Consider the following 14,027-nt stretch of genomic DNA (forward strand, 5'->3'; position numbering starts at 1 on the left):
GATACTTACCCACCATAAAGCAAAAAGCCTTGCAACAAAGGCTTTTCATTATCCCTTTCGTTCCAAGGTTTCTAGGCTTTTACGAGCAGTGCGACACACTCGACGTGATGCGTATTCGGAAATAAATCAGTCGGCTGGACCTTCGTCAATTTGTACCCCAATTCCTCATAAAGTTTAATATCACGCGCCATCGTGGCTACATTGCAGGAAATGTAGACAATTTTTTCCGGCTCAACAGAGGCACTGGCACGAATAAAACTATCCGTCAAACCTTTTCTTGGCGGATCAACAAAGATAACAGTCGGTTTAATGCCAGCCGTAACCCATTTTTGCATAGCGGATTCTGCACTATCACAGACATAGGTAACATTGTCAATACCATTTCTAGCAGCATTTTTCTGGCTATCAAGGACAGCCTTTTCAACCACTTCCACTCCATAGACATGCTGAACTTGTCTTGCAAAAGATAGACCGATCGTCCCGATTCCGGAATAGGCATCAATTATAACATCATCTGCCGATAGTTCAGCAAAGTCAATAGCCGTTTGATACAGTTTTTCAGCCATTTCAGTATTGACTTGATAGAAAGAAGGAGCTGAAATTTCAAATTCATTGCCTAACATCGTATCAACTATTGTTTCACTACCGTACAAGAGGCGGAACTCTTGACCGAATATCGCATTGGTGTTCAGATCATTGATATTCTGAATAACCGAGACAAGATTTGGGAACTGTCTGGTCAAGCGTTCGATTAAGGTTTCAATACGAAAAATCTTTGGCCTGGTTGTCACGATGATCAACATGAGTTGCCCTGAATAATGGCCACGACGAACGACAATGTTTCTGACCAGACCAGTTTGTTCTATTTCATCGTAAGGTTTTAAATCCAATTGACGCATGAGATCACGAGTAGCCAAAATCAAGGCATCAATGTCCTTGTGTTGAATATAAAAATCTTCAATTGGCACTAAATCGTGAGAATTTTTTCGGAAAAAACCTGTTTCTAACTGGCCATTGACACGACGAACAGGAACAGCTGCCTTGTTACGGTAAGCCACAGGATGATCCATCCCGATTGTATCGTTCACCTCAATATCAGTAATTCCTGCAATCTTTCTCAAACTCGTTTCAACTTGCTTTCTCTTAAATTCAAGTTGAGCAGTATAATTCAAATGACCCAAATCAGCAATACCTGTTCTTAAATAGGTCAAATCAAGGCTCTGATTACGATTTGGTGCAAAGCTCAGCCATTCTTCCACCTTACCAAACCCAATATTTTTCTTCAGTTTTAAAATTTTCATCCGAATATTTTCACCCGGTAGAGCATTGTCTACAAAAAAGACGAAGCCGTCTAATTTTGCGACACCTTGTCCCTCATGGGTCAGATCAATAATTTCTACTTCAACAATATCATTTTTCTTTAACATAAATTTTACTTTCTATTTAGGACACTATAAAAAAGTGACCGAAGTCACTTTCTAGTATACCATATTTCCTAACGCAAACCCATTTCAGCTAGGCGTTCTTGATATTTTTCAAAATCTATCCGCAAAGCCATACCGCCATACATATCATAATCATCAATCCAATCACCATTTTCTGGAATAGTCATTCGTTCTATCCCATTTGCTGCATCCAAAACAATACCTGGACCCTGAAACCACATAAAACTTTGTGGAACTGTTGTAGGCGTCATTGCGACTACTTTCCCGATTGCCTCAGAACCAGAAAAAAGTTTCATTGGATTTTTTGCCTGTGACATGATAGCTGACAGAACTTGTTGCTGACGTCTAGTCCGACCATAATCCCCCTCATCATCAGAACGATACCGAGCGTAATTCAGAAGTGTCTTACCGTCCATCTTTTGTTCACCAACGTAAATTGTCTGATAGGGTGGAGCATTTTCCTCAAGTCCTAAATCATTGGGTGCTTCGATTGAACTTACCTCTTCCCCATCAATAGTTGAAAATTGTGCATCAATAGTTACACCATCTGGGAAAAGAGTATCTATGGTAGTAGCAAAAATAGAAAAGTCAACCATTGCATAGTATTGAATATCAATATCAAAATTCTCTTTCAAGGTAAGTCGAACTTGTTCAGCACCATGGAGATTATCTTGCTCTCCAAGTGTATAGGCATTGTTTAACTTATATTCGTAACCGCCTATATCCACTAAGGTATCGCGCATAAAACTGACAAGTTTCACCTTATTTTCCTTATTATTAACATTTAAGACCATTATGGTATCTGTCCGTGTTTCTTCCGAACTCTCTCCAATACGACCATCTGTCCCCAAAATGAGTATATTTGTTCCATCAGTTGTTTCTACACCATTAAATACCTCCGGAACTGGTTTCTCGCTAACACTGTTCATACCTTTGAAAAAATTAAAGCCCATTGCCCCAATCACAAACAACAAAGCAAGAATCAAATAAAAGAAAAATCGTTTCAACCGACCGCGTTTTCTAGGTTTTTTCTGTTTTTTTAACTTGATTTTAGGTACTGTTTTTTCTGGTTGTATCTGCTTTTGGGGCTGCTTTCTGCTTCTTGATTTACGCTCAGGATACTGAGGTAGGATAGCCTCCTGTTCAATATCTTCATCAAAATATTCACTTTCAAAGTCATTCTCGTATGATGGTGCTTTTTGACGCGACTTCGCTTGTTGAGGAACGGCATGACGCTCGCGTAATTCCTTTTTGTACTGTAAATACTCTAACTCACGTTTTTCCTTTTCATTTAAATAATGAATATTTTTTTGTAAATAATCCAAACGCAGTTCTTCATGATGCGTAAGGACGCTATTATTTTTTCTCATACAAATACTTTCATCTTACACTATTTTAAAAACAGTGTAAGTTCCTAAAATTTTATAAAATATACCTAAACTCTTCAGTTCTTCCATTGAAAATTGAATGAGTTCAGCCGACTCATTGTCAATATCTAATATGAAAAAATACTCTCCCAGTGCTGTTTTTAAAGGACGACTTTCTATTTTTGTCAGGTTAATCCCGCGCCATGAAAAAACAGACATTGCTTTATAGAGGGCACCCGGTAAATTATCTGGCAAGGTCAGTGCTAAGCTAACTTTTTGTGCCACCTTTCTCAACTGTACATCTGGAGCTACTGTTCCCAAGATCCAAAAGCGGGTAAAGTTTTCACTAATTTCCTGGATATCTTGTCCAATCACCACCAAACCATACTCATCTGCAGCAGCATGAGGAGCAATGGCAGCGAAGGGTTGGTCCGCATGTTCAGCGACAAATCGAGCTGCGTAAGCAGTACTTGCAGTAACTTCAATCCGAGCCTGAGGAAAATGCTCCTGAATGTATTTTTTCCCCTGAGCAATTGCTTGTGGATGGGAATAAATCACTTCGATTGATTTATGTGCATCGGTTGCCAATAACTGCTGAGCAATTGGCTGAACGATTTCTGCAACTGCATGTATTTCTGCCTGATGAAAAAGATAGTCTATAGTCTCATGAACACTTCCTTCTATCGAGTTTTCTACTGGAATGACGGAATAGGTAACTTGTCCATTTTCATAAGCTTTAATCACTTCTGTAATCGTTCCGAAGGCCTTCAAATCAGCAGTTGGAAATGCCTCCTGGGCAACTTGATGGGTGAAGGAACCACGAGGTCCCAAATAGGCTACTTGCATAGAATTTTCCTTGCTACTTGTTCTGGACGTACATGATCTGTATCAATAACTGTTGTTGCCAATCCTTGATAAAGTGACATCCGTTCTTGATAAATGGCTTTAAATTCATCTTTGCTATGTTGCAAAAAGAGTGGCCTTAGAGATTGATCATCCATGCTAATTCTCTGATAAGCAACCTCAAAGGAGGCCGTAAGAAGTACATTATTATCCTTATTTTCCAGCAATAACTTCCTGTTTACTTCAGATTTTACAACACCACCACCCGTTGAAACGATGCAATCTGCTGGTAATGTTAATAATTCTTTTAACACCTCAGTCTCAATCTGGCGAAAGGCCGTTTCTCCCTTCAGACTAAAATAATCAGCGATTGACATACCAATCCGTTCCTCTATGATCTGGTCCATATCATAGACTGGGAGTTCTAACAAACTGGCAGTTGTAGTTTTCCCAACTCCCATAAATCCTAGCAATACGATTGGCATATTTACTCCTAATCAATCAAACTATTTAAGTGTTCAAAGAAAGCAGGGTAGCTTGTATTGATTGCTTCCGCTCTCTCTAACTCAACTTCTCCATGTTTAGACAACAATGCAGCGATAGCTGTCATCATACCAATACGATGATCACCAAAGGTATTGACTGTAGCACCATGTAAAGATGTTGGTCCATGAATAATCATACCATCCTCAGTCGGCTCAATATTCGCACCCATGCTATTCAAAGCATCCGCAACAACTTGAATTCGATCTGTTTCTTTAACCTTGAGTTCTTCAGCATCCCGAATCACACTTGTACCATTTGCTTGAGTTGCTAATAAGGCAATGATAGGCAGTTCATCTATTAAACGTGGAATTAATTCACCACCAATTTCTGTAGCATGTAGGTCTGAATATTCAACTGTAATGGTGGCAGATTTAGCAAGCTCATCAACATTCGACAAGGTCATTTTCCCACCCATGGCCTTAATGACATCTAAAATTCCTGTACGCGTCTCGTTAATACCAACATTTTCTAGTGTAATCTTTGATCCTGGAACAACCAACCCAGCAACCAACCAGAATGCTGCACTTGAAATGTCACCTGGAACTGTGATTTCTTGCGCTATAAACTCTTGACCACCTTGAATACGAATTTCTTTTCCATGAACATCCAATTGCCCACCAAATTGAACAATCATATCTTCCGTATGATTTCGAGTCAGTTCCTTCTCAACGATGATGGATTCTCCTTCTGCCTGTAAGGCAGCAAATAGCAGAGCTGACTTAACTTGAGCTGAGGCTACAGGAAGTTTGTAATGAATCGGTTTTAAATGCTTACTACCTTTTATTGTTAAAGGTGGCAAATCACGGTCAGTTTGTCCTGAAATCTCAACACCCATTTGACTAAGGGGAACAGTCACACGATCCATTGGACGTTTGGACAGAGAATCATCACCAAACATGGTTGCCTCGAAGTCCTGACCGGCTAAAACACCTGATATCAAGCGAATCGATGTTCCCGAATTTCCCATGTCCAAATCATTTTTGGGAGCCTGAAAGCCATCAAAACCAACACCATGAATCTCCACAGTGTCCCCTTTATCTTCAATTTCAACTCCAAGATCACGGAAAACTTGCATAGTCGATAGGACATCTTCTCCTCGAAGAATATCGTGAACTGTTGTGACACCCTTAGCCAAGCTTCCAAAAATAATCGAACGGTGACTAATTGATTTATCACCTGGAACACGAATGGTCCCCTTTAATTGCTCTACATTGCTTCTTAATCTCATATCCTTACCTCAAAATAGTTTCATTCCCATTTTACCATATTTACAGAATATTTTCTGATTTTTTTGACAATTCGTAGGAAAAATACGATTATTCGTGATTTAAAACAAATATAAAATGTATTTATTGAAGCTGATCAAGTCCATTTTTATCGGTTTTAGACATCGTTTACCAAACTACATGTTTTAAACCTTCATTTCGAAATCAATTCAAAATCGGTCAGTATCTCAGATTTTCATAATCTAGAAAAGAAATATTCTGAATTTGCTGTAAATTTAACGTAAATTCACTAATCTATATTTAAAAATCGTCAGAATAATGATATAATTAGGAAATCTACTAATGAAAGAGGAAGATCTATTGTTTACACCAATCAGCGAAAAAATTAATATCGACCAGGTTCGAGAACATTCTAAATTAGCACCTGAAACACTTGCAAAAAAACAAGCGCGAGACCGTGAGCTCGAAGCAATTCTCAAAGGTGAAGACGATCGTCTATTATTGGTCATCGGTCCATGTTCATCTGATAATGAGGAAGCTGTTCTTGATTATGCGCATCGCTTGGCTAAACTCCAAGAGGAAGTCAAGGATAAAATCTTTATGGTTATGCGTGTATATACTGCCAAGCCACGTACGAATGGGGATGGCTACAAGGGACTCATGCATCAGCCTGATACAGATGCCGCCCCTAGTCTTATTAATGGAATTAAAGCCGTTCGTAACCTGCACTATCGTGTGATTACAGAAACTGGTTTAACGACTGCTGACGAAATGCTGTATCCTGAAAATCTCCCGCTTGTAGATGATCTAGTTTCCTATATTGCGATTGGTGCTCGCTCTGTTGAAAACCAGCAACACCGCTTTGTTGCTTCTGGTATTGATGTTCCAACAGGCTTGAAAAATCCAACGTCTGGAAACCTAAAAGTCATGTTTAATGGAATCTTTGCGGCTCAGAAAAAACAGTCCTTCCTTTTCAATAATACGGAAGTTGAAACTTCTGGTAACCCACTTGCCCATGTCATTCTCCGAGGAGCAGTGAACGAAAATGGAAAATACCTGCCGAACTACTACTATGATAATCTTTTGGAAACGATTGAGATTTATCAACAATTCGGATTAAAAAATCCATTCATTTTGATTGACACAAACCATGATAACTCTGGTAAAAACTATTTAGAACAAATACGAATCGTACGCCAAACCTTGATCAACCGAGACTGGAACGAGTCCATCCGCAACTATGTCCGTGGATTTATGATTGAATCCTATATTGAGGACGGTCGTCAGGACAATCCAGACATTTATGGAAAATCAATCACTGATCCATGTTTAGGTTGGGAAAAAACACAAGAATTAATCCGAGAAATATATAATAGATAGGAAATAATGATGGGAATACATAGAAAAAGTACCAGTATTGATGTAGAACAAATTAAGGAACTTTCAAAACTTGAAGGCGAATTTTTAGTAGCAAAAAACCAGCGTGATGAAGAACTAAAACGAGTGATTAGGGGTGAAGATCAACGTCTGCTCCTCGTCATCGGACCTTGCTCTTCTGATAATGAAGATGCTGTTTTAGATTATGCACACCGTTTGTCAAAACTCCAGGAAGAGGTTAAAGATAAAATCTTTATCGTTATGCGTGTCTATACTGCAAAACCGCGTACAAATGGTGAAGGATACAAGGGTTTGATGCATCAACCAGATACGTCTAAACTACCTGATTTAATCAATGGTATTGCTGCTGTACGTCATCTGCATTACCGTGTTATTACTGAGACTGGCTTAACAACAGCAGACGAAATGCTCTATTCCGCAAATTATCCTCTTGTGGAAGATTTGGTATCTTATCATGCCATCGGTGCTCGCTCCGTCGAAGACCAAGAGCACCGTTTCGTTGCTTCTGGAATCGATATGCCGACAGGCATGAAAAACCCGACTTCAGGCAATTTGACTGTCATGTTCAATGGCATCTACGCTGCACAAAATAAGCAAAATTTTATCTACCGAGATGCAGAAGTCGATACGGACGGCAACCCACTTGCCCACGCTATTCTTCGCGGTGCCAATACTGAAAAAGGTGGTTATGAACCGAACTACTACTATGACATTCTTTTGAAAACCATCAAGCAATATGAGCAATTTGGTCTTGAAAATCCATTCATTGTCATCGATACAAACCATGATAATTCTGGTAAAAATTACTTGGAGCAAATTCGCATCGTTCGCCAAACGCTTATTAATCGAGATTGGAATGAATCCATTCGTAAATACGTCCGTGGTTTCATGATTGAATCCTACTTAGAAGACGGCCGTCAAGATAGCCCTGAAGTCTATGGCAAGTCCATCACTGATCCTTGCTTGGGATGGGAAAAAACCGAAGCACTCATCCGTGAAATTCATCAGACACTATAATTATTTTATTATTGCAAAGCAAGAATGATTAGAATTGGAGGCATCTTGTGAATATTGATGGATATACTCGCCTAGCAGCTGTAGTTGCAAAGCCAATAAAACATTCTATTTCACCCTTCATCCACAACCTTGCTTTTGAAGAAACGGGTGTAAATGGAGTCTACCTAGCATGGGAAATTCCAGAGGATGATCTAGCAGTCACACTTGAAAATATCAAACGATATAACATGTTTGGAATTAATCTGTCCATGCCTTATAAACAGGCTGTAATACCCTACCTAGATGATTTAACAGAGTCTGCTCGCTTAATAGGTGCCGTTAATACTGTTCTTCATCAAGACGGCCTGCTTATTGGTCACAATACAGACGGCAGCGGATTTTTTAAAAGTTTGGAAACTCTTAGAGCATTCCATGTAAGAAACAAACGGCTGACAATCTTAGGTGGAGGTGGTGCTTCAACTGCCATTATCGCCCAAGCTGCAATAGATGGCGCAAAGGAAATCACTATTTTTTGTCGCCCACAAAGTGTGGAAAGAACAGTTGTAACAGTCCAAACTATTGCACAATCTACTGGAGTTTCCCTACAAGTACTCCCCAACAATGATAGCCAGTTACTCGCAGAGCACATAAACAATTCAGACTTACTCATCAATGGCACCAGTGTGGGAATGGATGGCACTTCCCTACCACTCCCAGCTACCATTCGTTTTCCAGAGGAACTATTGGTTGCAGATGTGATATATCAACCATTTGAAACACCTTTATTGAAAATGGCAAATTCACAAGGAAATCCAACCATCAACGGTCTGGGTATGCTACTCTTTCAAGCAGCGGAAGCCTTTGAACTCTGGACGGGAAAAGAAATGCCGACAGATTTGATTTGGCAACAATTAGTACAGAAATACGATATCAAATAGAGAGGAACGGGTATGAAACTAACTGTTAACCTTCCCCACAATCCATATGACATCCTCATTGAAAGAGGTAGCTTGTCACAGGTTGGTTCCTGGGTCAAAGAACTCTGGAACCCTCAAAAAATTGCCATCATTACAGATGACCTGGTTGGTAAACTGTATGGTCAAACGGTCCAAGCTAGTTTAGAACAAGCTGGTTTTGACACGATTGTATTTGAATTTCCAGAAGGTGAAGCATCAAAAAATCTTGAAACTGTTTATCAAGCCTACGAATTTCTCGTAAAAAATGGGATGACACGGAGTGATGGAATTTTAGCTCTTGGGGGTGGTGTGGTTGGAGATTTAGCTGGTTACGTTGCCTCGACTTATATGCGTGGTATCCATTTTCTCCAGGTTCCAACGAGTCTAACTGCCCAAGTTGATTCTTCAATTGGTGGGAAAACTGGCGTTAACACACCATTCGCTAAGAATATGGTCGGTAGCTTCTGCCAACCTGATGGTGTCCTCATTGATCCTAATACCCTAAAAACACTTGGCAAACGTGAATTGATTGAAGGAATGGGCGAAGTCGTTAAATATGGCTTGATCGATGATGTGGAACTCTGGGATACACTTGACCGATTAGATGGCTCTGTAGAAAGTATTTTGGAGAATGCCGACTATATCATCTACCACTCCTGCGAAGTTAAACGCAAGGTTGTAGTCGAAGATGAGTTGGACAATGGAGTCCGCTTATATCTAAACTTTGGTCACACAATCGGTCATGCGATTGAAGCTACCGCTGGCTATGGTCAAGTCATGCACGGTGAAGCTGTCGCTATCGGAATGGTTCAAATCTCACGTGCTTCTGAGAAAAAAGGTTTAATGCCAGCAGGTATAACTGAAAAAATTATCGCTATGTGTGAGAAATTTGGTTTGCCAACTGCACATCAACCTTGGAATAGCGAGGAATTATATACAGCCTTAACTCACGATAAGAAAGCAAGAGGAAAAACTATTAAGCTTGTTATCGTGCCACAGCTTGGACAGGCTGCAATCCATCAAATTCCATTAGAAGAAATGAGAGAATTCTTGCAATAGATTATATGACAAAAGGCTACTGAGTTGAAGCAATAAACTCAGTAGCCTTTTTTTACAATATCATATCATCATCAGTCAATTTTTCGCCACTATTCTGGTAGAAAAGATCCATCAAGTCTTGAACAGTTAAGTTCTTCTTCGCTTCACCCTCAACATCAACAACGATTTGACCACGATGTAACATCACCAATCGATTGCCATATGCAATAGCGTTTTCCATATTGTGCGTAATCATCAACGCCGTTAATTGGTGTCCTTCAACGATTTTCTTCGTCAATTCCATTACCATATCACTGGTTTTTGGATCAAGGGCAGCCGTATGTTCATCTAGCAAGAGTACCTTGGGCTTAACCAGAGAAGCCATCATCAAGGTCAAAGCTTGACGTTGGCCACCTGAAAGAAATTGAGTATCAACTTTCATACGGTTTTCCAATCCCAGACCAAGCTCTTTCAATGCTTCCTTAAAAATAGCACGTTCACTATCTTTTACACCCCAACCGAGACCACGTGATAATCCACGACGATAAGCAATGGCCATGTTTTCTTCAATAGTTAGGCGAGAAGCAGTTCCCATCTTCGGATCTTGGAAAACACGGCTAATATCCTTAGAACGTTTTGCTGCTGAGACATGCTTGATGGATTTCCCTTCAAGTAAAATATCACCCGAATCAACTGTTAGGGCTCCAGCAAGTGAGTTCATAAATGTTGACTTACCAGCACCATTACCACCGATAATAGAGATAAAGTCTCCTTCTTTCACATCTAAGCTTAACCCACGAAGAACATGATTTTCATTGACAGTCCCTGCTTCGAAGGTTTTATGAATATTTTCTATTGATAAAATTGTTGTCATTATTTCCTCCTAAGCATGTCCATTTAATTTGGGGCGACGAATATTGAGTTTCTTCTGTAATTCAGGAACATAAAGTACAGTTGCCAATAGGATTGCAGAGAAGAGTTTGACAAGGTCCGCATCCATCCCAGGTATTTCCAAAATCGCAAGAATAATCAAGCGGTATACGACTGCACCCAGTACAACTGACAGCAATCTCCAACCCAAACGGAGATTCCGTAATATGACTTCAGCAATAATGACAGATGCCAAACCGATAACGATAGTACCCGTACCAGAGTTAAGATCTGCATAACCATTATTTTGGGTCAACAAGGCACCACAAAGAGCAATTAACCCATTTGACATCATATAGCCATAGATTTTCATTCTGTCGACGTTAATGCCATTTGCTTCACTCATTGGAATATTATCCCCTGTTGAACGAATAGCCAAACCAATTTGTGTATTGAGTAAAAGCGTTAACACTCCGACAACTGCTAAAACAAAGATGATACCAATCACCAGTACAGCATTCGTTTTAGTCAAACCAAAATCCTGCAATTGAGTGACCAAGGTCTCCTGCTTAAGCAAAGCCACATTGGCCTTACCTAATATTTTCAAGTTAATCGAATAAAGACCTGTCAAGGTGACAATACCTGTCAAGAGAGCAGGAATTTTTAACTTTGTGTGGAGTAAACCAGAAATTAATCCAGCTCCCATACCAGCTATCATTGCAAGAAAAGTTGCAAGTAGAGGGTTTAGACCATTTACAATTCCTGTTGCACAAACAGCGGCTCCAAGGGGATAAGATCCCTCTGCTGTCATATCTGCGATATCCAAAATACGAAAAGTCAAGTAAACACCAATCGCCATGACTGACCAAAGCAAGCCTTGCGAAATACTCGATAAAATAATATCCACGATTTTCTCCTTTGTAGGTTATTGAAGAATCTCTCTTCTTGCACCGTTTACTCAGATACAGAAAGTTTGCTAGTATCAATTCCGAGTTGTTTGGCAATGTCCTCATTTACATGAAGACTAACTGTTTCAGGGTATTCCACTGCGGTTTCAGAAACATCCGCACCCTCAATAATTTTGATTGCCATTTTTGCGGTTTGACGTCCTAGAGCCTCATAATTAGTACCATAAGTTAGTAAACCACCTTCATCCACCATATCTGTTGAACCACCGATAACTGGTATTTGATGCTCAACAGACAATTCACCAATCATGGTCATTGTTGAGGCAATAGTGTTATCAGTTGGAACAAAAATAGCATCTACATCCTTCATCAAGCTTGTAGTGGCATCTTGCACTTCATTTGTTGAAGTGATTCCCTTTACAACCACCTTATAGCCCGCTTTTTCAAATAATTGTTTAGCTTGTTCTACTTGAACCTCAGAGTTCCGCTCGCTAGTGGTATATAGGATACCAACTGTTTTCGCATCTGGAACTGCTTGTCCTAGCAATTCAACTTGTTTATCAATTGGAGCTTGGTCGGAAGTTCCTGTCAAGAGTCCCCCTGGTTTTTCAATAGACTCTACCAAATCCGCTGATAATGGATCCGTAACGGCAGTGAATAGGATGGGAGTTTCAGTTGATACGGTTGCCAAACTTTGTGCAGCAGGTGTTGCAATAGCTAACACAATATCATTTCCATCGATTAATTGTTCTGATATAGTTTGTAGGTTTGCTTGATCACCTTGTGCATTCTGATAATCTAAGACTAATTTTTCTCCTTCTTTGTAGCCGTTCGCCTCTAACTCTGCTACAAACCCTTCACGCGCTGCAGTCAAGGATTCATGTTCCATATATTGTAGAATCCCAACTTTAACTGTTTCAGAAGAAGATTTGTCTGAACTTGCGGAAGAGCAAGCTGCCAGCGTCAAAATTCCTACACTAACCAGGGAAATCGCTGCTATTTTTTTCATGAATTTAGTTTTCATCATATGATACTCCTATCTTTCCAACTTTTATTTTTCCAATGCTTTAATAGTTTCAGCATCAAAACCGAGAACTGTCGCCATTTCTTCATTCACAGTAACAGCAGCTGTATTTGGTTTTTCAACTGGCAAATCAGCTGGCTTATCACCTTTCAAGATTTTCACAGCTAGTTCGCCAGCCTGTACACCAATTGCATGATAGTCAACTCCATAAGTAAACAGAGTAGCATCAATAACTGCGGCATCACTTCCCATTGCTGGAACCTTCGCTTCTTGTAAAATTTCACCAATCGTTGAAGCAGTTGAAGCAACTGTATTATCTGTCGGGAGATAGATAGCATCGACCTTAGCAGCCAGAGAGGTCATTGCTTGTTGAACGTCATTTGTTGAAGTAACAGTTGCCACCTCTACTTTGACTCCTTTTGCTTCAAGGGCTTGTTTAGCTTGGTCAGCTTGCACCTCAGAATTAACTTCACTTGAATTGTAGAAGATACCAATCGTTTTAGCTGAAGGAACCACTTTGAGTAACATGTCAATCTGCCCTTCTACATCTGTTGCATCAGTAGATCCTGTCATAGAACCGCCGGGTGCATCCAAACTTTCAACCAGTCCTGCTTCAACTGGATCAGTTACAGCTGTAAACACACTTGGTGTCTCACCATCCGCATTTAACAATGCTTGGGCAGCAGGTGTTGCAATTGCAAAGTTCAAATCATTTTTCCCTGCAAGCTGTCCTACCATTGTTTGTAAATTGGCTTGATCTCCTTGGGAATTTTGTAAATCAATTGTCAGATTCTCACCTTCCTTGTATCCCGCATCTTCCAATGCTTCAATAAATCCTTCACGAGCTGACGATAAGGCCTCATGTTCTGCATATTGGATAATTCCAACCCGAACTGATCCAGAATCTTCACTATTAGAACTACATGCTGCCAATGTTAGCGCTGATAATGCTACAACCGAGCTAAGAATAATTTTTTTAAATCTAACCATTTCAATCTCCTTTAAATGTATAAGTAGTTAATCCAAAAAGAAAGGGACCGTCTAGAAGATGACATTCTAAACGGCCCCAATGCTTCAACTGTATAGTAAAAACAGACTGAACAACTCGCGCCATTTAGATGTATTCATCTATGAGGCACATGTCAAAATGACTACAGCCACATAGATACAAACTTTACGTTCCCGTGTTTGCATCCATGTTCTCCATGTCTACAAACACTATCTAAAATAGCTGTAGAAATATGTACGAGTAACTGTTTGTTTTCGACACATACGTGACATATCTGTTTTCCTTTCATTTTTTGATTTGTAACTATGATAACTGTTTTAAAATCATTTGTCAATAGATAATTGCGTAAATTTTCAGATTTTTTAATAAAATTCATACAATTGATGAAATTCTAAAAAAAT

At 39.7% G+C, this 14,027-nt stretch carries 13 protein-coding genes; 4 read left to right on the forward strand and 9 right to left on the reverse strand.

Annotation, left to right across the window (positions count from 1 at the left end):
* Positions 1-71 precede the first annotated feature (71 nt).
* The 5 genes from rlmD to aroA all read right to left on the reverse strand — a co-directional run bounded on the left by rlmD (position 72) and on the right by aroA (position 5,429).
* Entirely contained in the window at positions 72-1,427 is a 1,356-nt protein-coding gene (rlmD, locus tag K6V43_RS00810; RefSeq protein ID WP_222381115.1) for a 23S rRNA (uracil(1939)-C(5))-methyltransferase RlmD, read from the reverse strand.
* A 68-nt stretch (positions 1,428-1,495) separates the two neighbouring features.
* Positions 1,496-2,815, reverse strand: a complete 1,320-nt coding sequence (locus K6V43_RS00815; RefSeq protein WP_222381116.1) for an LCP family protein — start codon at positions 2,813-2,815, stop codon at positions 1,496-1,498.
* Between the two features lie 15 nt (positions 2,816-2,830).
* Positions 2,831-3,658, reverse strand: a complete 828-nt coding sequence (pheA, locus tag K6V43_RS00820) for a prephenate dehydratase (RefSeq protein WP_222381117.1) — start codon at positions 3,656-3,658, stop codon at positions 2,831-2,833.
* Positions 3,649-4,140: a shikimate kinase gene (locus tag K6V43_RS00825; RefSeq protein ID WP_024396215.1), complete on the reverse strand. Its 492-nt coding sequence runs from the start codon at positions 4,138-4,140 to the stop codon at positions 3,649-3,651. Before K6V43_RS00825 ends, pheA begins: the two co-directional genes overlap by 10 nt.
* Positions 4,141-4,148: 8 nt before the next feature.
* The gene (aroA, locus tag K6V43_RS00830) at positions 4,149-5,429 is read right to left on the reverse strand and encodes a 3-phosphoshikimate 1-carboxyvinyltransferase (protein ID WP_222381119.1); all 1,281 of its coding nucleotides are present in this window, start codon (positions 5,427-5,429) and stop codon (positions 4,149-4,151) included.
* A gap of 340 nt (positions 5,430-5,769) precedes the next feature.
* On the opposite strand from aroA, the gene K6V43_RS00835 reads away from it, so the two are divergent.
* From K6V43_RS00835 to aroB, 4 genes are read left to right on the forward strand one after another with little or no spacing between them, the layout of a single operon-like run.
* Positions 5,770-6,807: a 3-deoxy-7-phosphoheptulonate synthase gene (locus K6V43_RS00835; RefSeq protein WP_024396217.1), complete on the forward strand. Its 1,038-nt coding sequence runs from the start codon at positions 5,770-5,772 to the stop codon at positions 6,805-6,807.
* A gap of 9 nt (positions 6,808-6,816) precedes the next feature.
* On the forward strand, positions 6,817-7,842 hold the full coding sequence (locus tag K6V43_RS00840; RefSeq protein WP_024392753.1) for a 3-deoxy-7-phosphoheptulonate synthase: 1,026 nt from the start codon (positions 6,817-6,819) through the stop codon (positions 7,840-7,842).
* Positions 7,843-7,889: 47 nt separating this feature from the next.
* On the forward strand, positions 7,890-8,759 hold the full coding sequence (locus tag K6V43_RS00845) for a shikimate dehydrogenase (RefSeq protein WP_222381121.1): 870 nt from the start codon (positions 7,890-7,892) through the stop codon (positions 8,757-8,759).
* 12 nt (positions 8,760-8,771) lie between these two features.
* Entirely contained in the window at positions 8,772-9,836 is a 1,065-nt protein-coding gene (gene aroB / locus K6V43_RS00850) for a 3-dehydroquinate synthase (protein WP_222381123.1), read from the forward strand.
* A gap of 52 nt (positions 9,837-9,888) precedes the next feature.
* Here aroB and K6V43_RS00855 read toward each other — a convergent pair whose 3' ends face one another.
* From K6V43_RS00855 to K6V43_RS00870, 4 genes are read right to left on the reverse strand one after another with little or no spacing between them, the layout of a single operon-like run.
* On the reverse strand, positions 9,889-10,689 hold the full coding sequence (locus tag K6V43_RS00855) for an ATP-binding cassette domain-containing protein (RefSeq protein ID WP_105126768.1): 801 nt from the start codon (positions 10,687-10,689) through the stop codon (positions 9,889-9,891).
* A gap of 9 nt (positions 10,690-10,698) precedes the next feature.
* A complete protein-coding gene (locus tag K6V43_RS00860) occupies positions 10,699-11,592 on the reverse strand; it encodes an ABC transporter permease (protein WP_024392749.1) in 894 nt (297 codons plus the stop codon).
* 47 nt (positions 11,593-11,639) lie between these two features.
* Positions 11,640-12,617: an ABC transporter substrate-binding protein gene (locus K6V43_RS00865; protein ID WP_222381206.1), complete on the reverse strand. Its 978-nt coding sequence runs from the start codon at positions 12,615-12,617 to the stop codon at positions 11,640-11,642.
* 27 nt (positions 12,618-12,644) lie between these two features.
* The gene (locus K6V43_RS00870; protein WP_222381125.1) at positions 12,645-13,607 is read right to left on the reverse strand and encodes an ABC transporter substrate-binding protein; all 963 of its coding nucleotides are present in this window, start codon (positions 13,605-13,607) and stop codon (positions 12,645-12,647) included.
* Positions 13,608-14,027 lie beyond the last annotated feature (420 nt).

The sequence above is a fragment of the Streptococcus suis genome (assembly GCF_019794615.1).
Classification (GTDB): domain Bacteria; phylum Bacillota; class Bacilli; order Lactobacillales; family Streptococcaceae; genus Streptococcus; species Streptococcus suis_AI.